This is a genomic window from Roseobacter sp. HKCCD6576-2 (assembly GCF_013179285.1).
GTDB lineage: Bacteria > Pseudomonadota > Alphaproteobacteria > Rhodobacterales > Rhodobacteraceae > Rhodophyticola > Rhodophyticola oceani.
In genome coordinates, this window is record NZ_WVNW01000002.1 from 1,008,075 (window position 1) to 1,030,881 (window position 22,807).

The 22,807-nt window shown below is 61.7% G+C and carries 20 protein-coding genes; 10 read left to right on the top strand and 10 right to left on the bottom strand.

From position 1 onward, the window contains the following. Window positions 1–2 precede the first annotated feature (2 nt). From GTF44_RS12130 to GTF44_RS12170, 9 genes are read right to left on the bottom strand one after another with little or no spacing between them, the layout of a single operon-like run. Complete coding sequence (locus tag GTF44_RS12130) at window positions 3–1,037, bottom strand: Gfo/Idh/MocA family protein (RefSeq protein WP_171558802.1); 1,035 nt, start codon at window positions 1,035–1,037, stop codon at window positions 3–5. Beyond that, the gene (locus GTF44_RS12135) at window positions 1,034–1,969 is read right to left on the bottom strand and encodes an NAD(P)-dependent oxidoreductase (RefSeq protein WP_171558800.1); all 936 of its coding nucleotides are present in this window, start codon (window positions 1,967–1,969) and stop codon (window positions 1,034–1,036) included. Before GTF44_RS12135 ends, GTF44_RS12130 begins: the two co-directional genes overlap by 4 nt. A gap of 7 nt (window positions 1,970–1,976) precedes the next feature. Continuing rightward, on the bottom strand, window positions 1,977–2,864 hold the full coding sequence (locus tag GTF44_RS12140) for a dihydrodipicolinate synthase family protein (protein WP_171558798.1): 888 nt from the start codon (window positions 2,862–2,864) through the stop codon (window positions 1,977–1,979). Between the two features lie 41 nt (window positions 2,865–2,905). Next, a complete protein-coding gene (locus GTF44_RS12145) occupies window positions 2,906–3,391 on the bottom strand; it encodes an ureidoglycolate lyase (protein WP_171558797.1) in 486 nt (161 codons plus the stop codon). Next, on the bottom strand, window positions 3,388–4,299 hold the full coding sequence (locus GTF44_RS12150) for a polysaccharide deacetylase family protein (protein WP_171558795.1): 912 nt from the start codon (window positions 4,297–4,299) through the stop codon (window positions 3,388–3,390). The genes GTF44_RS12145 and GTF44_RS12150 overlap by 4 nt, the downstream gene beginning before the upstream one ends. Window positions 4,300–4,329: 30 nt before the next feature. Next, on the bottom strand, window positions 4,330–5,328 hold the full coding sequence (locus tag GTF44_RS12155; RefSeq protein WP_171558794.1) for a succinylglutamate desuccinylase/aspartoacylase family protein: 999 nt from the start codon (window positions 5,326–5,328) through the stop codon (window positions 4,330–4,332). Next, window positions 5,325–5,816 (bottom strand): VOC family protein, encoded by a 492-nt coding sequence (locus tag GTF44_RS12160; protein WP_171558792.1) that lies wholly within the window; start codon window positions 5,814–5,816, stop codon window positions 5,325–5,327. The genes GTF44_RS12155 and GTF44_RS12160 overlap by 4 nt, the downstream gene beginning before the upstream one ends. Window positions 5,817–5,850: 34 nt before the next feature. After that, complete coding sequence (locus tag GTF44_RS12165) at window positions 5,851–7,050, bottom strand: pyridoxal phosphate-dependent aminotransferase (protein WP_171558790.1); 1,200 nt, start codon at window positions 7,048–7,050, stop codon at window positions 5,851–5,853. A gap of 24 nt (window positions 7,051–7,074) precedes the next feature. Beyond that, window positions 7,075–8,601, bottom strand: a complete 1,527-nt coding sequence (locus GTF44_RS12170) for a carboxypeptidase M32 (protein ID WP_171558788.1) — start codon at window positions 8,599–8,601, stop codon at window positions 7,075–7,077. Window positions 8,602–8,818: 217 nt separating this feature from the next. Here GTF44_RS12170 and GTF44_RS12175 point away from each other — a divergent pair, with 217 nt between their 5' ends. From GTF44_RS12175 to GTF44_RS12220, 10 genes are all read left to right on the top strand, one after another. After that, window positions 8,819–9,682, top strand: a complete 864-nt coding sequence (locus GTF44_RS12175) for a DUF4438 domain-containing protein (protein WP_171558787.1) — start codon at window positions 8,819–8,821, stop codon at window positions 9,680–9,682. 1 nt (window position 9,683) lies between these two features. Next, window positions 9,684–10,562 (top strand): DUF4438 domain-containing protein, encoded by an 879-nt coding sequence (locus GTF44_RS12180; protein ID WP_171558785.1) that lies wholly within the window; start codon window positions 9,684–9,686, stop codon window positions 10,560–10,562. Further along, the gene (locus GTF44_RS12185) at window positions 10,559–11,647 is read left to right on the top strand and encodes an Ldh family oxidoreductase (protein ID WP_171558783.1); all 1,089 of its coding nucleotides are present in this window, start codon (window positions 10,559–10,561) and stop codon (window positions 11,645–11,647) included. Before GTF44_RS12180 ends, GTF44_RS12185 begins: the two co-directional genes overlap by 4 nt. Next, on the top strand, window positions 11,644–12,810 hold the full coding sequence (locus GTF44_RS12190; RefSeq protein WP_171558782.1) for a Xaa-Pro peptidase family protein: 1,167 nt from the start codon (window positions 11,644–11,646) through the stop codon (window positions 12,808–12,810). Before GTF44_RS12185 ends, GTF44_RS12190 begins: the two co-directional genes overlap by 4 nt. Before the next feature lie 21 nt (window positions 12,811–12,831). Next, on the top strand, window positions 12,832–14,067 hold the full coding sequence (locus tag GTF44_RS12195; RefSeq protein WP_171558780.1) for an amidohydrolase family protein: 1,236 nt from the start codon (window positions 12,832–12,834) through the stop codon (window positions 14,065–14,067). Window positions 14,068–14,069: 2 nt separating this feature from the next. After that, window positions 14,070–15,257, top strand: a complete 1,188-nt coding sequence (locus GTF44_RS12200) for a pyridoxal phosphate-dependent aminotransferase (RefSeq protein ID WP_171558777.1) — start codon at window positions 14,070–14,072, stop codon at window positions 15,255–15,257. Continuing rightward, entirely contained in the window at window positions 15,254–16,687 is a 1,434-nt protein-coding gene (locus GTF44_RS12205) for a hypothetical protein (RefSeq protein WP_171558776.1), read from the top strand. The genes GTF44_RS12200 and GTF44_RS12205 overlap by 4 nt, the downstream gene beginning before the upstream one ends. After that, a complete protein-coding gene (locus GTF44_RS12210; protein WP_171558774.1) occupies window positions 16,684–18,072 on the top strand; it encodes a dihydroorotase family protein in 1,389 nt (462 codons plus the stop codon). Before GTF44_RS12205 ends, GTF44_RS12210 begins: the two co-directional genes overlap by 4 nt. A gap of 74 nt (window positions 18,073–18,146) precedes the next feature. Further along, a complete protein-coding gene (locus GTF44_RS12215) occupies window positions 18,147–19,967 on the top strand; it encodes an ABC transporter ATP-binding protein (RefSeq protein ID WP_171558773.1) in 1,821 nt (606 codons plus the stop codon). After that, window positions 19,964–21,859, top strand: coding sequence for an ABC transporter ATP-binding protein (locus GTF44_RS12220; RefSeq protein ID WP_171558771.1), 1,896 nt, complete (start codon window positions 19,964–19,966; stop codon window positions 21,857–21,859). The genes GTF44_RS12215 and GTF44_RS12220 overlap by 4 nt, the downstream gene beginning before the upstream one ends. Here the strand turns inward: GTF44_RS12220 and GTF44_RS12225 are convergent. Then, window positions 21,856–22,794 (bottom strand): ABC transporter permease, encoded by a 939-nt coding sequence (locus tag GTF44_RS12225; protein ID WP_171558770.1) that lies wholly within the window; start codon window positions 22,792–22,794, stop codon window positions 21,856–21,858. The two genes, GTF44_RS12220 and GTF44_RS12225, sit on opposite strands and share 4 nt — an antisense overlap. Between the last annotated feature and the right edge of the window lie 13 nt (window positions 22,795–22,807).

Sequence of the window (22,807 nt, forward strand, 5' to 3'; positions counted from 1 at the left end):
GTTCAGGCCCGGGCCGTTGCATCGGTCCGAACCTCCTCGATCTCAACCGCGGCACGGCGGTCTGAGGCCAAAATGCAGGCTTGCAGCATGAAGAGGGATTGCAGGTGATCACGCCCGGTACATTCGGGCGGCGCGGTGCCCCGGCAGGTCGCCACGAAAGAGGCCAGAAGTGCGGTTGCATCGCTGATCCAGGGCTTATGATCTGGCAGCGGGATGGGGGTGAGATCGGGTTCCATCCGGCGCGCGAATGCCAAATCTCCGAACATCTCGCGTTGCACGACGATGCCCTCGGAGCCATCGGTTCGCCAGTTGAAGTTCATCGGCTCGTGGCCCGACTGCCAGGTGCCCTGGTAGTTGACGGTCATCCCGTTCTCGAACGCGATCAGGGCCGAGACATTCGTGTCGCCCTGATACATCGTCCAGCTTGGATTGAACGTATGCGCCTGAATAGACGCAGGCTCCGTGCCATAAACGTAGCGCATCAAGTCGAAATGATGGATCGACTGCTCCCAAAGCATCGGGTGATCCATGGTCAGCGGGTAGGAGTTCAGCCAGTCCTGCGTCCCGTCGCGCCAACGCTCATAGATGAAGCGGCCAAACTCCGGTTTGCCGATGGCCCGTTCGGTCAAAAGACGCCGCATCGCCTGGGTCACGCCGAGATAGCGGAAGTTGAGACCAACAATGAGCGGAACGCTGGCCGCCTCGGCCATCTCCACGAAGCGCGCCGCCGTGGCCACATCATCCGAGAGCGGCTTTTCCGCAAGGATCGCCAGCCCATAGCTACAACACGCCGCGATCTGTGCCTCCCGCCCGGACGGAGGCGTGCAGAGCAGAACCGCATCGGCCTCGGTGCCGATGACATCGTCCAGGGCCTCACCGATTGGCAAATCGGGAAATTGATCAGCGGCACGGCTGCGCGCGTTTGGATCAGGGTCACAGAAGGCGACGATCTCGATATCGGGATTGTCACCCACCACTTGCAGCCAAGTCCGTGCCCGCGCGCCAAGGCCAACAACGATCAGGCGAAGGGGGGTCATGAGGTCACCTCTGCCGGGATAAGCTGATCCAGAGCATGATCCATGCCGGTCCAATCAATCGTTTGGAAGACACTCGGATGATCGCTGCCCATCGGCGGCCGGATCGGCGGGTGCGGCGGCGGCGCTAGGCGGATCAGCGTGCCCCGCAGCCGGTCGGCAATGGCGCGGGCGACGGCCATATCGGTCTCGGCGGGAGGTGTGCCAGCATGCAGAACCGTTGGACCGGACACGGGGAAATGAGCCATCAATCCCGCGATACCTTCGGCCAGATCAGGCAACCAAGACCACTCGCGATTGGCCTCGGGCGTCTGCACCGTGATAACGCCAGTGGCCCGCGTTTCGGCCAGCATACGTTGCACCAGACAAAGATGCTGGCGGGTCTCGCGGACGGCCTCATGCGGGCCGAAGATATTGCCAAGGCGCAGGCTTAGCGTGGCGAAGCCGGGCTCCGCTGCGGCGGCGGTCAAAAGCTCGCCAGCGGATTTGGCGGCGGCGTAGGTACAGGCTGCACTGGGCTGGGTCGCTTCGGTAAATCGTCCGGCCTGGATCGGCCCATCTTGCGGCTCAAAGACGCCCATCGAACTCAGAAAGAGGAACCGCGTGGCCCCGGCCCGCTGCGCCACATCCAGCGCGCCGGTCAGGAGTTCCATATTACGGCGGATATGGGCCGCTTTGGACATCCGCAAACGCTCCGGCGAGGCCGTGATGGCGGCACCATGGATGACAGCCGAGAGAGACAGGTTGGCAAGCTCCGGTAGTATCTCTTCGAGCGGACCTTCGACCCGGCGGACACCGGCAAGCCGGGCGGCGGTCTCCGCATCGAAAGCCTGATCCACCGCCACCACATCCTGGCCCACCCGCGCCAGCGCCAAGGCAATCTCGGAGCAGACAAACCCGCCTGCGCCAGTGACAAGGATTGGGCCGTCCGTCATGGCGCGCTCATCTTGCAACCCTCACCGCCTCGGCAACGGCATCAACATGCTCAAGGCCTGTGACCGTGAAAGGCGGGCGCACCCGGGCGTAGTGATTGTCATCCTTTTGCAGTGCGACGGCGGATTTGATTGCCGGGATCAAAGGCAGCCCTTCGAAGATTTTGCGCACTTGGCTGACTTGATGATGGAGCGCATGATGCTCAGGACCGTTCAGCCCGTCGATCAAGGCGCGGATCCCGCCCGGGTTCACATTCGAACTGGCGCTGATGCAGCCCGCGCCGCCCTTAGCAGCGTTTTCAGGGATCAGCGATTCCGACGCCGAATAGGTGTCGATCTGGGGGAAGGCCGCGATGACGGCGGCGGTGTTGTCCCAATCGCCGGAACTGTCTTTGAGGCCCGCGATCTGCGCCCCATACGCGTCAATCAACCGCTCGATCAGCGGTAAGGTGATCGGCACACCGGACATCTGTGGGATGTGATAGAGATAGACCCGCAAATCCGGCCCAACAGCCTCGATCACCTGCGCATAAGCGTCAAACACGCCGGCATCGCTGACACCCTTATAGAAGAAGGGTGGCAGCATCAGCACGCCGCGACAGCCAAGGCGCGTCGCATGTTCCGAAAGCGTGATCGTATCGGCGGCGGCGCAGCACCCGGTGCCGGGGATCAATTGCTGGGGCGAAATCCCGGCCTCCACCAATGCATCCAACGCCGCCATTCGTTCCGCGACGGACAAGGAGTTGGCCTCGCTCGTGGTGCCAAACGGCGCAAGCCCATCCGCCCCGCCCGCGATCAATGCCTTGGCATGGGCCACGAAGCGCGCGATATCGACCGACAGATCGGCGGCGAAGGGGGTGATGGCGGGAACAAACAGTTCGATTTTGCGAGAGGTCATCGTCATGGTCTTTCTACGCGGGACCGGGCCCCGCAAATGGGTCAGGTGGGGGCGATCAGGGTCAGCGGCGCGATGGTGCGGAAGTCGTCATCTTGCAGCGGGCCGCCGCGCCACATCAGCACCGTGAAATGGCCGGGACGGTCCAGCACCGTCGCGCCAAGATGCCAGACACCGGGATTGAAGATCACGCCAATCGTGCCCGGCATTAAAAAGGCAAGCGCCTGATCGGGGCATGGGCGGCCCGCCTCATCGGAGGGCATCACCATCACCGCATAGCGCGACACGTCGAGCGGGAAGAAACACTGCGCGGCATAGGGGTGCCGCTCAATCCGTGTCACCGAGAGCGGCAGGCTCTGCGGCAACACGTTGTTCACATGCAGCACCGGCGCGCTGGTCTCGTTCCGCTGATGCAATGCCTCGCTATAGAACCGCCGTTTGCCCGGCTCATCCGGCGGCAGGACCAGATCGCCATAGGGCGCAAACGCCACCGGATCGGGGGGCTGACATTTCAGGACCGGGCCGGTCATGCGCCTTGCCCCGGCGGCACCGCCGCACGCCAGAAATCAGCGATCTGATCACGTCCGCAGACCCAGATATCGGCTCGGTCCGCGATATGATCCATAAAGCGGATCAGCCCGGCCAGACGGCCCGGATGGCCAATGATGCGGGAATGCAGACCGATGGACATCATCCGCGGCACATCCTCGGCCTCAGCCAGAAGCACATCGAAACTGTCGATCAGGAAATTGGCATAATCATCGGCCCGAAACACGTCGCCAGACAGGAACTTGGCGTCATTGGTGACCATGGAATAGGGCACGACCAGATGCGGCTTGCCCGCGACCTCCGTCCAATAGGGCAGATCGTCATTATAGGCGTCGCTATCGTAGTCATAGCCGCCATGGGCCACGATCAACTCCCGCGTGGCGGTGGAGGCGGAATATCGGCAGTACCAACCGCGCGGTGCGCGGCCTAGGGTATTGGTCAGGCTGTCGTAAGCGCGCGCAATGTGGTCGGCCTCGGTCTCGGCATCCATGTGGTAATGCTCGACCCAGCGCCAGCCATGGGCACAGATATCCCATTCGGTCGCCGCAATTGCCGCCGCGATCTCAGGTGTGCGTTCTAGCGCCAGGGCGCTGGCGAAGATTGTGAGTGGCAGGCCGCGGGATTGGAACAGCCGGCGCAAGCGCCAGAAGCCAACACGCGCGCCATATTCATACATGCTTTCCGCCGCCAGATCGCGCGCGCCCACCTGCACCCGGCTGGCGCGCACTTCGCTCAGCGCGGCCTCAGACCGGCCGTCACCGTCACCGACGGAATACTCCGAGCCTTCCTCGACATTCAGAACGAAGTTCACCGCCAACCCGGCCCCATTGGGCCAGCGGATATCGGGCGGATTGGCACCATAACCCAGCAGATCGCGCGGCCGGGTCATGGGGCCACCTCGGCCGGGAGAGACCCCCGCTCAGTCACGGGGGCCCTCCACCTTGTTGAAGAAGCAACACCAGTCGCCCTGGTTCACATTCGGCAGCGCGCGCAAACCAAAGAACATCCCATCGGCGGGGGCATGCAACTCGCCGACCACATCCCCGAAGATGTTCACGATGGAGGCGATCTTGTCGCCCTTCTTCATCATGGTCAGGAAATCGACGCCCTCTTCGGGCAGGAAGATACCCGAGGCCGGGGCCAGCAACGCCTCTTGCTGACCTTTGGTGGCATCGTCTGGATAAGTCGCCTCCCCATCCAGCATGTCGTAGTGGTAGCAGATATTCAGGATCGATTTGGCAAGCTCGGCCCCGACATAGCGAAAGCGCTCGGGCGAGGTATAGGAGCGCCCACCAAGTTCGACGGTGATGCCAACCTTGCCCGCATTGTTCATCGCGGCCATCGGGCTGCCGGATTTGGTGAAGTTCGACATGATGCAGCCCCAGCCCGCGCCCATGGCCTTGGCCAGTTCGACGCTTTCGGCGCGCTCATCGACGAAAATCGCCTTGTCGAGGAAGGAATGCGCGCCGCCGGAATGGATCGAAATCTCCAGATCCACGACATCTTTCATCGCCTGCCAATGGGCGTCCGCCACCCGGTCACTGAAATACCCGTCCGGCTTACCGGGATAGATCCGGTTCATGTCATAGGTGAACGTATCCAACGGATTGCCACGCTCCGCCGCAGAAAAGGCCAGCGGGTTCACGCAAGGCACCATCACCACCGCGCCGCGCAGTTTGGCGGGGTCAATCTGTTTGCTGGCCAACATACAGGCGAGCGGCCCCTCCGGCTCATCGCCATGGATCGCGGCATTGACCCAGAAGGTCGGACCCGGCGCCGCCCCATTGATCACGACAACCGGGATCTCGACCTTGACGCCGCCCGCCAGATCGCCCGCCAGGATCGCCCCGCGGATCATCTGGCCCGGTTCTGCCGTGGCCGTGCCGACCGTCAGGCTTTCGTTCGCAGATGTGCTCATACCGCTTCCGCCCCCGATTTTTCGTAAGCTGCCAATTGTTCGGGGGTGTAGACCTGCATGAATTCGATCTCGATCCCGCCAGCATCATTGTCGAGAAACGCCACCCAGCCTTCGGGATGTGCGTGGCTGCCATAGACGCCGCAGGCCTGACAAATCCGCAACTCTGCACCTTGGGATTTCGCATGCGCCAAGGCATCGTCGATATTGTCGACCTCGTAACAGATGTGGTGCAGCCCCTCTGCCCCGCGTTCTTTGATCCAAGAGGCAAACCGGCCATTCGGGTCGGTCGACTGGCAAAGCTGGTATTCAATCCCACCGAGGTAGAACAACGCGACCTTGTTGCCGGATTTGGGGAAATGGGTGATTTCCGTCTCAGCCGGCACATGCAGGAATTTCGCATATGCCCCAAGGGCTTGCTCGGCATCTTTCACGGCAAAGGCCATATGTTTGATGCTTTTGATATTCGGATTGTCGGATTTCACATTCATGCGTCGGTCCTCATTCTTTTAGGCAGATTGGCTTTTAAGCGGGTTGGCTGCTCTCGGCGCGGAAGCTTTCGACCACATCGGCCATACGTTTCATCGCGATCTTGATGCGATCCACCGGTTGGGTCATCGACATGCGCACGAAATCGTCGGTGTGGTCGCCGTAAATCGTGCCCGGGTACATCATCACCCGGCCCTCGGCCAAAAGCCGTTCGCAGAAGGCCCCGGCGGTGATCCCAAGGCCCAGGCTGGCGACATTGGCATAGACGTAGAACGCACCTTGCGGTTCGGCATAGCCCATGCCGATGGCATCAAGCCCCTCGCAAATCGCCCTCCGGCGCGCGTCATAGGTCTGACGCATCTCTTCGACGCAATCTTGCGGGCCGGTCATGGCGGCCAGCGCCGCATGTTGGCTGACTGCAGCGGTTGAGATGGCGAAGGCGTGGTTGACCTCAGACATCGGCATGATCAGATCGCGGGGTCCTGCGAGATACCCAATCCGCCAGCCGGTCATCGCATAAGCTTTCGAAAATCCGCTGAGCGTGATCGTCCGATCCCGCATTCCCGGCAGGGACGCGACGGGCAGCACAGTGTTGTTGCCGAAGGTCAAACGGGCATAGATTTCGTCCGAAATCACGATCAGATCGTGCTTCTTGGCCAGTTCCGCAATCTTGCGCACTTCATCAGGCGGCGTCACGGAGCCGGTCGGATTGTTCGGATTGATCAGCACCAGGATTTTCGACCGCTCGGTGATATGCGGCTCGATCATCTCCGCGGTCAGCGTGAAGTTCGTGGCCATCGTCATCGGGATTTTCACGACAACCGCATCCGACATCTCAGCGGCTTGCTGATACGGGTTGTAGCCCGGGCATGGCACGATGATCTCATCGCCTGGATCAAGCAGTGACAGGGCGATGATGAACATCCCCTGCTGCCCGCCGGGCGTGATCATGATCTCGTCGGCGGCATAATCAGCCCCGCCATAGGTCCGGATGTTATCGGCAATCGCTTCGCGCAGCGGCGCAATGCCAAGCGGGTGGGTGTAATGCGTCGCACCATTGGCCAGCGCCTCTTGACCCGCTTTGATGATGTGCTCCGGCGTGTCCAGATCGGGGTCGCCCCGGCCCAGTTTGATCACATCGTCGAGACCTTCGGCGATGTCCAACATCTTGGTGATCAACGCCCCATCGGAGAGTTTGACCCGTTTTGCCAGGCGTGCGGTGTTTGGTGAGGTCATATCGGTTTCCTTCTGCCGCGGCGCTCAGGCCAAAGCGTAGATGTCGGAGAACTTGCGGGTCAGATGCGCGATGTAAGGCTCGGGGTCGAGCGCCCTGCCCGTCGCATTTTGCAGCAGCTCATCGCGGGTGTAGCGGCGGCCATGCTGGCAGACCTTATCGGTCAACCAATCGCGGAGCGGGGTGTAATCGGCCCCATCAAGCGCGGTCTGGATGCCGGGGTTATCGGTCGTCGCCGTCTCGAACAACTGCGCGGCCATGATGTTGCCGATGGTGTAGTTGCAGAACGTCCCGATCTGGCCCGAGGACCAGTGCACATCCTGCAACACGCCTTGCGCATCGTTGGGCACATCGACGCCCAGATACTCTTTCATCGCGGCGTTCCAAGCCGCGGGCAACTCGGCCACCTCCAGCGAGCCATCGACCAGCTTACTTTCCAACTCGGCCCGCAGCATGATGTGGAAATCATAGGTCAGTTCATCGGCCTCGACCCGGATGAAACTCGGCTCAGAGCGGTTGACGGCGCGGTAGAATTCCTCGTCGCTCACATCGTCCAGCGTGCCGGGATAGGCCGCTTTGATATCGCCCATATGATTGGCCCAGAACGCCCGGCTGCGCCCGACATGGTTTTCCCAGAGCCGCGATTGGCTTTCATGGGCACCGAAGCTGACCCCGCCCACGGCATAAAGGCTGATCAAATCGGTGGCGAGCGGCGTGCGGGTATAGGCCGGATCAACCCCTTGCTCATACATCGCGTGGCCCGCCTCATGCAGCGCACCGAAGAGTGACATCGGCATATAGGTTTTGTTAACCCGCGTGGTGATCCGCACATCGTTGCGGGTGAAGGACACCTCAAACGGGTGCACCGTTGTGTCGAGCCGCCCACGATCCGTGTCATAGCCGATCCGTTTGGCCATCTTGAGGGCAAAGGCCATTTGCGCCTCAACCGGATATTCCCGGAACAGGAAGTCCGAGCGCGGTTTCTCAGCGTCGGCAATGGCGCGCACCAGCGGCAGCATCCCCTCCCGCAGACGCGCGAAAAGCGTGTTCAACCCGGCGGTCGTGGTGCCCGGCTCAAACCGGTACATGAGCGCGTCATAGGGGTGATCTTCGAACCCGATCGCCTGCGCCATTTCGCGGTTGATATCGACCATTGTGGTCAGGGCGGGCGCAAAGATCGAAAAGTCGGCTTTCTCGCGCGCCTCGGCCCAAACCTCATGGGCGGCCGCGCCAAGCTCCGTCTTGCGACGAAGCAATTCGGTCGGGATGCGTTCGTGATAGTCGATGGCTTCGCGGACCTGCGCGACGATCCGCGCCTCGGGGCTGTCTTCGGGCTTGCCGGACATCTCGGCATCCGCGCCTTCCAGCGCGCGTTTGGCCTCGTCGGAGCACAGCAGATTGCGTGCCGCGACCGCCAATGTGGCCAATTGCTTGGACCGGCTCTCCGCCCCCGCCTTGGGCATCATCGTGCGCGCATCCCAGGATAGAACCGACCCTGCATTCAGGAAATCATTCACCCGGCCCATCACCTCGATCAATCCAGCATAGCTCATTTCAGGCCGTTCTCCCTTCGGCGTTTCGTGCGGAACACCGGGGGTTTTCGAGAAACCAGCGGGTTCGACGCAGGGTGCTTGACTATCCATTCCGCTCGTGTATCCCATTTGGACAAGCGCAATGTCGACAATATACTGATGGCAAGGAAGCCAGCAGGAGTCAAACCAAAACATTGCCCTCGTCCGCCGCCTCAGTCCGTTAAGGAGCCGCACCCCGATGCCAAGCCCGAACACCAATGAAACCAGTCTGGTCGAGATGGCCGTATCCGGCGTGATCACCACGCCCGCGGTGCGCCCGGGCCAATACATCCCCCATCCTGACGGGCGCGCGACCGTGCTGCCCGGCATGTATGGCATCACCTATAATGTGCGCTGCGGCGACCGTGCCTTTGGCTGGGCGGGCGACCATGTGGAACCTGGCGTATCGATTGATGACGATGCGGATTCGGGCCGCCACCACGCGCTGCATTACCTCAACTGCATCGGCAATGAGGCGATGGTGACCTCCGGCATGGCCGCGGGCGAGCGCGGCATTGTCGTCGGCGAACATGCCCGCATCTTGGTGCAGTTCTCGCCCGAGGCGCATGAGGTGATGGCGCCCGGCGACCGCATTCAAGTGATGACCAAGGGCCAGGGCCTCGCGCTCACCGATTACCCCGGCGTGGCGTTGAAAAAGATGAGCCCGCGCCTGTTCCATGCGATGGGGATCACCGAAAATGCCGGGCGGCTCCGCGTCAATGTGGCGATGGAACTGCCGGTGCGCATCATGGGCTCGGGCGCGGAATTGAACTCCGAATATGTCGACCAGGATCTGATGTCGGGGGACCGCGCCTTGATGGCGGAGCTGGGCATTGACCAGATGCGCCTCGGCGACCTGATCGCCATCCGTCATGCGGACCATCATTGGGGCCGCTCCTATCGCGAAAACGCGGTCTCGATCTGCCTGTGCATCCATGGCGACAGCATCATGACCGGGCATGGCCCCGGCATTCTGACCCTGATGACCGCGCGCGAAGGCAATATCGATTTCACCGTCGATGCCTCCGCCAATATCGCCCAACTTCTGAATATCGGAGCCTGATATGTCCCTTCAAACCAACGCCGCCGATATCGTCACCGTCTCCGTGATGGGCCAGGTCGCCAACCCGTCTCTGTCGGGCCTGCCGGCGGAACCTTACCGGCTGGATGCCGATGGCAAAGCCTTCCTGTGGCCGACATTTGGCGGCATCGTCTATAACGTCACGGTCGGCGACAGCGCCTTTGGCTGGTCGGGCGATTGCATTCACCCCTCGGTCAGCATCGCGCACCCCGATGCCAACAAAAACCGCGGCCTGAACGTCTTTGCCTGCGTCGGCAACGAGGCGATGATTGTCAGCGGCGCAGCCAAAGGCGCACGCGGCGTGGTCACTGGCAAATCGGGCCGGTTTTCCGATCAGGTGATCATCCATTTCGATTTGGAGACACGGCGCAAGATTGCCGTAGATGACCAAATTCTTGTCAAAAGTGAGGGCGTTGGTCTGACCGTGCTGGACTGCCCGGAGGTGTCTTTCAAATCCCTCTCGCCTGCGCTTTTTGATGCGCTGCCCAAACGTCTGGAAGACGGTGTGCTGAAGATCGGTGTCTGTGGCACGGTGCCACCTCATTTCGTCGGCGCAGGCGCTGGTTTGACCTCGGAAGGCGGCTCTCTGCATATCCAATCGACCGATCGGGCCGCGCTTGCGAAACACGGGCTCGACAACTTGCGCCTTGGCGATGTCGTGGCCATCCAAGACACCGACAGCCGCTATAATCACGGCTATCTCAGAGGCGCGATGAGCATCGGGATTGTCGGGCAAACCGATGGCCCCCGTGCGGGCTATGGCCCAGGCATGACCGTGGTGATGACCGCCCCCTCCGGACAATTGGGCAGCTTCGAGGCGCCCGGCACCAATATCGCCGATATCCTGGAGCTGAGCGCATGAGCCAGCCGATCCCAATGACCAATGTCGACCGTGATCAGTTGCGGAGCTTCGTCTCTGAAGGGTTCGAGGCGCTTGGCCTGACTCCGGAAGACGCAGGCATTTTTGCTGATGCACTGATCTTCTCTGAACTCAGATTTCACCCCGGGCAGGGTCAGGGCGTGGCCCGGCTGCGCCGCTATCACGAACGGATCGGCAATGGCGAGGTGAACCCGCGCGCCGATTGGTCCATCGTCAAAGAAGGCGCGGCACTGGCCCTGGTCGATGCTCATAACGGGATTGGTACGGTTGCCGCCGCCAAAGCCATGCGGCTGGCGATCAAGAAGGCCAAGGAGGGCGGGATCGGCACGGTGATTGTGCGCAACTCCACCCATTACGGCTCCAGCGCGGTCCATGCCTGCCAGGCGCTGGATCATGGCTGCATCGGCATTGCCTACACCAATGCGGGCCCGGAAATGGCGCCCTGGGGCGGCCGCGAAGGCGTAACCGGCACCAACCCCTGGTCCATCGCGGCGCCGTCGGATCAGGGCTTTCCCACGGTGCTCGACATAGCGATCACGACCGCCGGCAAGGGCATGATGAATTGGCTGATCCGCGAGGGCAAAAAAATGCCGCTCGATTGGGCCATCACGCCAGAGGGAGATGAGACCGACGACCCGGCGGCGGCGCTCAAGGGACCGTTGCTGGGGATTGGCGGGCACAAAGGCTATGGCCTCGCCTTCATGACCGAAGCGATGACCGGTGTGCTCTCGGGTGGCGGCTTCGGCCTGACGCCTTATTCCGACCCAAAGAAACTGGATGTGTCGCATTACTTCCAGGCCATCGACATCAGTTGGTTCATGGACCCGGACGACTATGCCAAACGCATGGGGGAGTTTGTGCAGATGGCCAAGACCCGCGCCCTGCGGCCCGGGTTCGATGAAATCCTGGTGCCCGGTGAGCAGGAAGCCCGCCGAACCGCCGCCAAAGCCGCCGATGGCGTGCCGATTGACGATGTGGTGCTGGCCGATATGCAGGCCCTGGGTCAGGAACTGGGGCTAAAGACCAAACTGATGGGCCTCGGCCCCTATACCGGCGCAACATTATGACCGATGCGGCGCTCACGCCGCTTGGCGCGGGGTTCTTTGCCGCCGCGCGGGACCGGCTCCGTGCCCGGGCGGAGGCCGCCGGTTTGGATGGCTTGCTCCTGCTGCGCGCGCCGAATCTCGCCTATGCCACCGGTCTGTTTCTGTCGGCCAATGAACGCCCGATGGGGGTCTGGCTGCCGGTTGCGGGTGAGCCGATCTTGATGTTGCCGGGTTTGGAGCGCGAGAACGCCGAAGGCACCGACCTCAGCGATCTGCGCTTCTATGACGAATTTCCGGGCGAGGTGCCTGCGGTCCTTTGGATGTTGGCGCAAATCGGGCGCAAATCCATCGCCATCGATCTGTTAGATGCGAGCCTTCTTGATGCCGCGCGAGATCGGCTGACCCGGCTCGACCTGACAGATCACGCCATGTTGGAACGCGCGATCAAACAACCTGAAGAGATTGCATTGACCGCAGAGGCTGCGGGATTTGCGGATCTTTTCCTAACGCGTCTACAGGCCGCCGCTGGCGACATCATCGCCCAGGGCGGGACAGAGGCCGATCTGATGGCCGACGCCATGACCCATGCACGCGGTGCACTGATGACGAAACACAAAGCGACGTTCACCGGCACGCCGATGGGCATCACCGCCTCGGTCCATTCCGGGCCCCGGGCCGCCCTGCCCCATGGCGCGGTTCTGGAACGCGCGCCATTGCCCGGCGAAACCGTGATTGCCGGGATCGGCGCAAGCCTCGGTGGCTATCATGCCGAAAGCGGCGTCACCCTGATTGTGGGTGAGATCAGCGCCGAACAGCGCCGGATTATGCAGGCGATGACGGCCTGCAACGACGCGGCGATCGCGGCCTGCGCCAATGGGGAGACTTGCGCCGCCGCCAATGAGGCCGCGCTGGAGGCCCTTCGCGAGGCTGGGTTTGGCGCCGCCATCCGCCATCGGATCGGTCATGGCATGGGGTTGGAAGGGCATGAAGCGCCCTGGCTCGCGCCCGGCGACCCGACGCCGATCCAGCCCAATATGATCTTCTCCAACGAACCCGGCGTCTACCGCCCGGGCCGCGACGGATACCGCACCATCAACACGATGATCGTGACCGAGACCGGTGTCGATGTGCCCTCGCGCTTCCAAAACAACACCCCGATTGACGCCCGCGTCATCGCCCTTTGACCCTTTAGCAGGAGCCTCAAGATGCCCGAACCCGCCGCCTGGAAATACCAGAAAATCACCAAGCCGATGTTTGACGCGCCCGTGGTAGAGCGCCTGTTTTATGGCCGCGTCATCACCTGCGTCGGCGATGAGGTGATCGAAGACGGGTATGTGCATCTGAAAGACGGCAAAATCGCCGGTGTTGGCGCGCGTGCCGATCTGGCGAGCGAACCCGCTGGTGCCGAGGTCATCGACACTAAGGGCAAAACACTGATGCCCGGTATGATGAACAGCCATGCGCATCTGAGCTGGGACGGGATCCATGAGTTGAGCCAGCAGAGCATGTTCGACGCGCCCGAGATCCGCGCCTACAAAGCCGCCGGCAATATGATCAAGAGCCTGCGCGCCGGGATCACGCTGGTCCGCGACCTGGGCGTGCACAATGCGAACCTATTCGCCAAACAGGCCGTGGCGCAGGGCATCTTCCCCGGTCCTCGGTTGCTGGTCTCGGGCGAGGCGATTATCCAGACTGGCGGGCATACCTATTGGGTCTGCCGCGAGGCCTCTGGCGCGGATGAGATGCGCCGCGCGGTGCGCGATCAGGTCAAGGGCGGTGCCGACCTAATCAAGATCATGGCCTGCCATGACACGCTGGAGTTTACCGACGAGGAACTCCATGCCGTGATCGATGAAAGCCACCGCAACGGCATTCCGATCACCGCGCACGCGACCTATAACGACTGCATCGCACGGGTGGCGGAATTTGGCATTGATTGCGTTGAGCATGGCGGCTCGATGACCGACGAGACGATCCAGCTTCTGCTCGACAAGAAGCTGCCGATCGTCACAACCTTCTCCGCCCTGGTGATCCAGGCCAATCCCGACATCGCCCGCGCCTTCGGTATCCCGGAATGGAAGATCGAAGAACGCCAGAAAGCCGTGGCCGACAAGACCCGGTTCGATGGTCTGGTGCGCGCGGCCAAGGCCGGCGTGCCGATTGTGTTTGGCACCGATGCGGGCAGCCCGGCCGTGGAACATGATCGGATCGTGCCGGAGCTTGGTTTCATGGTGGAGGTCGGCGTTTGCCCCAACAATCTTGACGCCCTCCGCGCGATCACGGCGCGCGCCGCCGTACTGAACGGGTTTGGCGACACGCTTGGCACTTTGGAGGCCGGAAAGCTCGCCGACATGATCGTGGTGAACGGCAACCCCGACCAAGACCTGACCGCCCTCGAACATGTCGAGATGACCTTCATCGACGGCAAAAGGATGCACTGACCATGACCCAATCCCTCTTGCTGCAACGCACCGCGCCCCGCATCGTCGACGAAGATGGATCGTTCCGCACCAAAATGCTGGAGATCGCCTCTGGCCTGGATGACGTCATCGCGCTCGGCCGGGGCGATCCGGATTTCCACACGCCCGCGCATATTGTCGAGGCCGCGAAACAAGCGCTTGATGACAATCAGCATCATTATACTGGGCCAACCGGGTTGCCACCCTTGCGGCAGGCGATCTGTGACAATCTGAAAGCGGAGTACGGGCTGGATTACAGCGCGGATGAGATCATCGTCACCGCCGGTGTTCAGGAAAGCATCATGCTCTGCATGTTGGGTCTGGTGCAGGAGGGCGACGAGGTTCTGATCACCTCGCCGCGCTTCACCACCTATGACACGGCGGTGCATTTGTGCGGCGGTGTGCCGATCCCGGTGCCGACCTATCAGAAAGACGATTTTGCCCTGGATGTGGAGGAGATCGAGAAACGGATCACGCCCAAGACGCGCATGTTCGTTATGGTCTCGCCCAACAACCCGACGGGCGCCGTGACACCGCCGGACGTGATCCGCAAAATCGCGGATTTGGCAATCAAACATGACATTCTGATCATTGCCGACGAGATTTACGCCAAGCTGATCTATCCGCCGCATGAGCATCTGTCGCTGGCCACCCTGCCGGGTATGAAAGAGCGGACCATCACGCTGAATGGCTTCTCCAAAACCTATGCGATGACCGGCTGGCGCGTGGGGTATATGGCGGCACCGGCGGATTTCGTCGAGAAACTGACCGAGCCGCGCCACACGCTCTCGATCAACACTTGCACCGTGTCGCAATTTGCGGCGCTGGCCGCGCTGACCGGCCCGCAGGATGAGATGGAGGCCACCTTCCGCGACTATGCCGACAGGCGGGCTTATCTGATGGAGGCGTTGACCGAGGCGGGGTTGAGCTATGGCGCGCCCGGTGGGGCGTTCTATATCTACACCAACATCTCCTCTACGGGCATGAAGGCCAAGCCGTTCTGCGAAAACCTGTTGCGGGAAACCGGCGTCATGGTCTTCCCCGGCGATATGTTCGGCGAACCCGAGAGCGATTTTATCCGCATCTCCTATCTGCAACCGCTTCCGGTGATCAAAGAGGCCATGGCGCGGATCAAATCCTTCATTGCGGCCCATAAAGGAGCCGCCGCATGAGCAATATGACCCCCAACCCGGATGAGAAATTCGTCGGCATTCAAGTCAGCCCGATCAGCTTCATCGACGAAGGCGTCGAAACGGTTCTAGACACGTTGCAAAACCGCGTCGGCGTCAATGTGCTGATGCTTGGCACCGTTTCGTGGCTTGGCCTGAAAACCGGGCGCAGCATCGCGCATGAACTGGATGGATGGCCAGATCATGGCGTGCCCGAGCCCTTCACGATGAAAGGTGGCGCCTATTTCGACCCTGACCCGCAGTATTACACGCAGACGCTGATCAAGGATTTCCGCGCCACGGATAAGGAGATGGAGGGGGTCGACATCCTCGATCTGGTCATTCCCGAAGCCCATAAGCGCGGCATGAAAGTCTATGTCGAGTTGATGGAGCCGTTCTTCAAATACGCGGGCCATGGCTCGGCAAGTGCGGTCGACATCCCCAATTTGGCGAGTTGCATGGAGGTCGACGTGTTTGGCCGCCGCAAGGATGAGCCCTCGACCTCAAACCCCGATTACCGCAACTGGATGCACGCCATCATCGAAGATCAGGTGCGCAATTACGACATTGACGGGATCATGTGGTGCAATGAGCGCAACAGCCCGCTGGATCAGATGATGCAAGGCCAAGCGCCGGGAGATTTCTCGGAAGCCGCCCGCAATGAGGCCATTGCCCGTGGCATTGATGTAGAAGCCTGCCGTCGTGGCTGTATCGCGATCTATGAGTTCATGCAGGCCGCGATTGCGGGCGAAGAGTTCGACGATGGCGCGTTCATCACCTTCATCCGCACCCTTTTGGAGAACCCCGAGGTTCTGATCTGGGAGCGCTTCTGGCTAGAGCGGAACAAAGACCTGGACCGAGAGCTTTATGGCCTGGTGAAATGGTGCAAACCCGACCTGCCCTTTGGCCTTAACGTCTGGAATCGCAATCATTTCAACCTGTTCCGCCGCGCCCAATGGCCCTGGCATGAACAGACGATGTATGCCGATTGGGTCAAGCCGATCACCTATCAGCATCAGTCTGGCGAGATCTGGCACAAGGAATTCGGCTTCTTCCAGAAGACGATCCTGCGTGATTTCGATCCCGCCACGGCGATGAAAGTCCTTGATGGTATTCTGGGCATCAAAGGGTCCGATCTGGATCAGGTGGTGCAAGATGGCCTCGACCCCGACACCTATGTGTACGGCCAATGTGCCGATGCGCTGCGCGGTGTGCATGACAAGGCCAAAGTATTTATGGGTCTCGGCATTGATGCGCCCCGCGTCCGCGCGGATCAGGCCAGATGCACGCCGGACATCGCCTATCGTTCGGTGATGGCGACTTATCGCGCGGGCGGGCATGGGGTGGTGCTGTCGCCCAATTATGCCTCCATGCATCTGACCAATCTTGATGGCGTCGCCAAGGCGCTCACCGAACTGGGGCTGAAAACATGAGCGCCCTCGACACGCTGATCACCGGCGGCGATGTGTTGTTGCCTGACGGGCTGCACTGGGTCGATCTGGGCCTCGCCGATGGGGTGGTTGCCGGTGTCTACGCCCCAGGCACCGCGCCTGAAGCCGTGCAGACCATCGATGCCAGCGGCAAGACCGTCCTGCCCGGCATTGTCGATATCCATTTCCATGTCCGTGCCCCGGCCTATCCCGAACGCGGCACGGTCCTGTCGGAAACCCGTGCGGCGGCGGCGGGTGGGGTGACCACGCTGTTCGAGATGCCGATCTCGAAACCCTGTTGTTCCACACCCGAAGAATTGGCGCGCCGCCGCGATCATTTCGCCGAGAATGCGGTCATAGATTTCGCGCTCTACGCAGCCCCTGGCGATCTGACCGAAGCCAGCCGCGACAAGATGCTGGACTTGGGCGCCATCGCCTTCAAGATCTTCACCACGCCGTCGCCCGCCGGTCGCGCCGATGAGTTCGAGGGGCTGGCCTTTCCCGATGAGGCCGACCAGCTTCGCGCGCTACAGCTTTTGGCGGGAACCGGACGCCCGGTGGTGGTCCATGCCGAAAGCGCCGCGCTACTCGCCCATTACGAGGCCGAGGCCAAAGCGCTGGACCCGGCCGATGCCGCAACCCATGGCAAATCCCGCCCCGCGATCTGCGAAGCGGTGGCGGTCGCGAAACTTCTGGCGATGAACATCATCGCCGGGGCCAAACTGCACATCGCCCATGTGACCAGCGCCGAGACGGTGGAGGTGCTGCGTGGTTTTGCCGGGACCTCGGATTTCACCGCGGAGACCTGCCCGCAATATCTCTTCGCCACCGAGGATGACGTTGCGCGCGCCGGGATTTACGCGAAGGTGAACCCGCCGATCCGCCATCAGGCTGATCAGGACGCCCTCTGGCAGGCGATCCAAGATGGTGTGATCAACTATGTCACCACCGACCACGCGCCGTTTGCCAAGGCCGAAAAACAGGCCGCAGAGGGAAATTTCCCCGCCGCGCCGCCCGGCGTGCCGGGGATCGAGTTTATCCTGCCCGCCATGCTTGATGCGGTGGCCAATGGTCGGCTCAGCCTCAAACGCGCCCATGATCTGATCTGTGCCAATGGCGCGCGGCGCTATGGACTCTACCCGTTCAAAGGCGCATTGCTACCGGGAAGCGCTGCGGATGTGACGATTGTGGATTTAGCCGGTGAGACCGCGCTTTCGGCCGACACACTCCACACCCATGCCCGCGAAGTGGCGCATCTCTTTGAGGGCCGGACCCTGCGGGGCAAAGTCTGTCAGACCATCCTGAAGGGCAACACGGTGTTCTTGGATGGCGCTGTCACCGGGCCACAGGGACAGGGGGCGTTTGTGACCCCTGCCACAGGAAAATGACGCGCGACGACGGGTAACGGCCTGACAGATAACGTCCGGCCCGGGCCGCTTTGCGCCGCTGAGGGAAGACGTTCATGGCGACCGCCACCGAAATTATGCGCCCAACGGACACGGTCAGTTGGAAAAGCGGGTTCAACACGATCAAACGGGTCACCCGGCTGGCGCTCAAGACACCCTGGATGGTCGCAATCGCTCTTGGCTCCACCGTGATCGCCTCGGCGCTGCAATTGCTGGTGCCGATCCTCTTGGGGCGCGCGGTGGACCAAACCCAGGCGTTGGTCTCGGACCCGGCGGGGGCGGAGGCCGCGACAGCGGCGCTTTGGACCACGGCTTGGCTGGTCCTGGCAGTCTGGGTCGCGCGCGGCCTCTTCACCGTGTTCCAGAACTATTTCAGCGAAAGCGTCGGCCACAATGTCGGCTACACGCTGCGGCTGGCCTATTATGAGAAAATCCAACGCCTGAGCTTCGGGTTTCATGACCGGATGCATTCCGGCGATCTGATCACGCTTGGGATGCTCGATCTCGAAGGCGTGCGGATGTTCTTTTCCACCGGGTTGGTGCGGATCGTTCTGTTGAGCATGCTGATCGGGATTGGCGGCTATCTGCTGCTCTCGACCGATCTGGTGCTTGGCTTTCTGGCGTTGAGTTTCGTGCCCTTTGTTGCCTGGCGCTCCTCGGTCACACAGTTGAAACTCCGCGGCACTTGGTTGGAGTTGCAAAACCGTCTTTCGGTGCTGAGCCGCGTGATGGAGGAAAACCTCGGCGGCATCCGCGTGGTCCGCGCCTTCGCGGCCAAACCGCATGAAATGGCGAAATATGCCGACGCCTCGGAAAGCGCGCTTGAACTGGCCCATGACCGGGTCGATATCCGCGTCCGCAACACCTCGATGATGACCTTTTCCTTCCTGGCCGCGATGGGGCTGGTGCTTTGGGTCGGAAGCGGCAAGGTCGTCGCCGGTGAGATCACCGTGGGTACCTTGGCCTCGTTCCTGACCTTCATGACGATCCTGCAAATGCCGGTGCGGCAGTTGGGGATGCTGGTAAATTCCTTCGCCAGGACCGCGACCTGTGGCGAGCGGATCTTTGCCCTCTTGGATCTCGACCTGGCCATCACCGACGCGCCGGAAGCGCCAGACCTGGCGATCAGCGCCGGCGAATTGCGGTTCGACAATGTTGGCTTCACCTATCCCGCCGCCACGTCCCCCACGCTTCAGGGGCTGAGCTTCACCGCAAAGCGCGGCGAAACCATCGGCTTGATCGGCCCACCCGGCAGTGGGAAATCCACCATCGCGCATCTGATCCCGCGTTTTTATGACGTGAGCCAGGGTCGGATCACCATCGATGGCCAGGACATCCGCGATGTGACGCTGCAATCGCTCCGCCGCGAAGTGGTTGTGGTGCAGCAGGACGCGTTTTTGTTCACCACCAGCCTGGAGAACAACATCGCCTATGGCGACCCCTGGGCGCCGCCTTCACGGATCGCCGATGCCAGCGCCTCGGCGCAATTGGATCAGTTCATCGCGACGCTGCCGTCGGGATACGAGACGGTCGTGGGCGAACGCGGTGCGTCGCTTTCGGGTGGGCAACGGCAGCGGATGACCATCGCCCGCACCCTCATGCTGCGCCCGTCCGTGTTGATTTTCGACGACAGCACCGCCGCCGTCGATGCTGGCACGGAACAGCGGATCAGAACCACGATCCAGGCGCAGGCCAGCGACCGGGTCACCATCATCGTGGCGCATCGGCTCAACTCACTGATGCATGCGGATCGGATTTTGTTCATCGAGAACGGTCAGATCGTTGAACAAGGCAACCATGCCGAGCTTCTGGCGCTTGGCGGGCGATACCGCGCGCTGCATGACCTGCAAATTCGACCAGAGGAGCCCGCGTCATGAGCGAAGAACTGGAAGTCGAACGCGGCGATGTTCGCGACAATGGCCGCCGTCCGCCCCGCGCCGTTGTCGGCTCGCACCGGATTGAAGAAGAGATGTTCGGCCGGGTGTTCGACCGCAACATTGTGATGCGAATCTGGCAGTTTGTGCGCCCCTATAAGCGGCAATTGGTGATCTCGATCATAGCGGTTCTGGTCTTCACGGGCACCCAACTGGCCATCCCGCTGATCATCCGCCATGCCATTGATAATGGCCTCACCGGCGACGCTGCGGGCCAAGCGGCCCTGCTGGCGGCGATGATTGCCTTCGGGCTGGCCATCGGGCTGAACTTCGTCGCCGCTTGGGTGCAGGAAAGCGTCGTGGGCAAAGCGGCGGAAAACGTGCTGTTCGATATCCGCACCGCGATGTTCGGGCATCTGCAGGATGTCTCGCTCAGCTTCATGGACAAGACCGAGGTCGGCCGCCTGATGTCGCGCCTGCAAGGCGACGTGAATGCGATGCAGGAGTTTCTTGAAACCTCGGTGCTGTCGGTTGGCGATATCGTGCTGCTCTTCGGGATCATCGTCTCGATGCTGTGGCTGAATGTGCAATTGGGCCTGTTGACCCTTTGCGTGTTGCCGGTGCTGTTTTTGGTCCGTGTGATCTGGCTGCCCCGGGCCCGGGCCGCATTCATGGCGGCACATGAGGCAAACTCGGTCACCAATGGCGCTTTGGCCGAGGCGATCCACGGCGTGCGCACCGTGCAAAGCATGGATCGTCAGCCCGTGAACTTCGCGCTTTATGACGACAAGGCGCAAGCGACGCTGCGCGCCCATCGCACCGCGTCGAAATATGCGCAGGTGATGGTGCCAATCGTCGACAGCCTCACCGGGATCGCCATGGCGGTCGTGGTTGTGGTTGGCGGCTCCATGGTGCTGGGTCAGCAACTGGAGGTCGGCGTGATGGTCGCCTTCCTGTTCTACATCCAACGGTTTTTCGACCCGATCCGATCGCTGACGATGCAGTATTCGGTGATGCAACGCGCCATGGCTTCGGGGCAGCGGTTGATCGACGTGCTCGATGTGCGGGTCGATATCAAAGACGCGACCGATGCCATCGACTTACCGCATGACATGGATGGCCGCGTGGAGTTTCGCGATGTCACCTTTGGCTATGTGCCGGACACGCCGGTTCTGAAGTCCGTGAGCTTCACCGTGAACCCGGGCGAGACGGTGGCGCTGGTCGGCCCGACCGGGTCAGGCAAGTCCAGCGCAATGTCGCTGCTAAACCGGTTCTATGACGTGCAAGATGGGCAGGTTTTGGTCGGCGGTCGGGATGTGCGCGAGGTGACGCAAGCCTCGCTCGGGCGCGAGATCGCCATGGTGTTGCAGGAACCCTATCTGTTCAGCGGCACGGTAATGGAGAACATCCGCTACAACAAAACCGACGCAACCGCAGAGGATGTGATCGAAGCGGCCAAAGCCGTCGGGGCGCATGAATTCATCACGGCCCTGCCGCAAGGGTATGAGACCGTCATGGGCGAACGCGGCGGCACTTTGTCCCTTGGTCAGCGGCAGCTGATCAGCTTCGCCCGGGCCTTGGTTGCCGATGCGCGGATTCTGGTGCTTGATGAAGCGACGGCCAGCATCGACAGCTATACCGAGATGTTGATCCAGAAGGCTCTGGTGACGCTCCTGACCGGGCGCACCGGATTGGTGATCGCGCATCGCCTGGCGACGATCCGAGATGCCGATAAAATCATCGTGCTGCAAGCCGGTGAGGTGCTGGAACAAGGCAATCATGACGAGCTGATGGCCCATGGCGGGCTTTATGCGCAGCTCTATAGCGTGAACTATGCCTCGTTCGACGACCTGCCGGGGGCGGAGATCGACCCCGGCGCGCGCCAGAAATCCTAGCCGTTCTCCTTCAGCCGCGGATCGAGGAAATCGCGTAGCCAATCGCCGATGATGTTGAAGGCCAGAACTGTGAACACGATGGCGAGGCCCGGGAACACCGCCAGCCACCATTTATTCGACAACAGATGGTCGCGGCTTTCCGACAACATGCTGCCCCAGGTCGGCACATCGGGCGGCACGCCCAGGCCAAGGAAGGACAGCGCCGCCTCGGACAGGATCACGCCAGCGACGTTGAACGAGGCGATAACGGTCAGCGGCGCGATGATATTGGGCAGGATCGTGCGAAACAGGATCGAAAACGTGCTGTCCCCCATCGCGCGGGCGGCCTCGACATATTCCTTTTCGCGTAAGGAGAGCGTTTGCGCGCGCACAATCCGGGCATAGGTGATCCATTGCCCGATCCCGAGAACCAGGATGATGTTGACCAGCCCCGGCCCGAGCACCACCAGGAACATGATCGCCAGGAGGATGAACGGAAAGGCCAGTTGGATGTCGCCAAGCCGCATGATCACATCGTCGATCCACCCGCCGAAATAGCCGGAGACAAGCCCCGCGATGGTGCCCAAAGTGCCGCCGACAACGATGGCCGCGACGCCGACCAGTAGTGACACGCGCGCGCCATAGAGCAGGCGCGACAGCACATCCCGGCCCAACTGATCGGAACCCAGCCAATAGGTCAGGTCCCCTGCCCCCGGCTGCCCCGGCTCAAGCAATCGCATCATGATGTTTTGACGATTTGGGTCGAACGGCGCGAGCCAAGGTCCGAAAATCGCAACGAATGTCACCACCAAGAGGATCAGCATGCCGACCAGCGCCCAACGGCTGGTCACCATGCTTTGAAACGCCCGGCGCAGCTCTCGGCGACGGTAGGACGACGCCATGCCGCCGACGGCTTGGGTCGAGGCGGAACTTGGAGCGGGTGTTGTATCGGCCATGTCGCGCGCGCCT

Coding starts and splice junctions, on each gene's coding strand:
- GTF44_RS12130 (WP_171558802.1), bottom strand. CDS start 1,037: ATGACCCCCCTTCGCCTGATCGTTGTTGGCCTTGGCGCGCGGGCACGG.
- GTF44_RS12135 (WP_171558800.1), bottom strand. CDS start 1,969: ATGACGGACGGCCCAATCCTTGTCACTGGCGCAGGCGGGTTTGTCTGC.
- GTF44_RS12140 (WP_171558798.1), bottom strand. CDS start 2,864: ATGACCTCTCGCAAAATCGAACTGTTTGTTCCCGCCATCACCCCCTTC.
- GTF44_RS12145 (WP_171558797.1), bottom strand. CDS start 3,391: ATGACCGGCCCGGTCCTGAAATGTCAGCCCCCCGATCCGGTGGCGTTT.
- GTF44_RS12150 (WP_171558795.1), bottom strand. CDS start 4,299: ATGACCCGGCCGCGCGATCTGCTGGGTTATGGTGCCAATCCGCCCGAT.
- GTF44_RS12155 (WP_171558794.1), bottom strand. CDS start 5,328: ATGAGCACATCTGCGAACGAAAGCCTGACGGTCGGCACGGCCACGGCA.
- GTF44_RS12160 (WP_171558792.1), bottom strand. CDS start 5,816: ATGAATGTGAAATCCGACAATCCGAATATCAAAAGCATCAAACATATG.
- GTF44_RS12165 (WP_171558790.1), bottom strand. CDS start 7,050: ATGACCTCACCAAACACCGCACGCCTGGCAAAACGGGTCAAACTCTCC.
- GTF44_RS12170 (WP_171558788.1), bottom strand. CDS start 8,601: ATGAGCTATGCTGGATTGATCGAGGTGATGGGCCGGGTGAATGATTTC.
- GTF44_RS12175 (WP_171558787.1), top strand. CDS start 8,819: ATGCCAAGCCCGAACACCAATGAAACCAGTCTGGTCGAGATGGCCGTA.
- GTF44_RS12180 (WP_171558785.1), top strand. CDS start 9,684: ATGTCCCTTCAAACCAACGCCGCCGATATCGTCACCGTCTCCGTGATG.
- GTF44_RS12185 (WP_171558783.1), top strand. CDS start 10,559: ATGAGCCAGCCGATCCCAATGACCAATGTCGACCGTGATCAGTTGCGG.
- GTF44_RS12190 (WP_171558782.1), top strand. CDS start 11,644: ATGACCGATGCGGCGCTCACGCCGCTTGGCGCGGGGTTCTTTGCCGCC.
- GTF44_RS12195 (WP_171558780.1), top strand. CDS start 12,832: ATGCCCGAACCCGCCGCCTGGAAATACCAGAAAATCACCAAGCCGATG.
- GTF44_RS12200 (WP_171558777.1), top strand. CDS start 14,070: ATGACCCAATCCCTCTTGCTGCAACGCACCGCGCCCCGCATCGTCGAC.
- GTF44_RS12205 (WP_171558776.1), top strand. CDS start 15,254: ATGAGCAATATGACCCCCAACCCGGATGAGAAATTCGTCGGCATTCAA.
- GTF44_RS12210 (WP_171558774.1), top strand. CDS start 16,684: ATGAGCGCCCTCGACACGCTGATCACCGGCGGCGATGTGTTGTTGCCT.
- GTF44_RS12215 (WP_171558773.1), top strand. CDS start 18,147: ATGGCGACCGCCACCGAAATTATGCGCCCAACGGACACGGTCAGTTGG.
- GTF44_RS12220 (WP_171558771.1), top strand. CDS start 19,964: ATGAGCGAAGAACTGGAAGTCGAACGCGGCGATGTTCGCGACAATGGC.
- GTF44_RS12225 (WP_171558770.1), bottom strand. CDS start 22,794: ATGGCCGATACAACACCCGCTCCAAGTTCCGCCTCGACCCAAGCCGTC.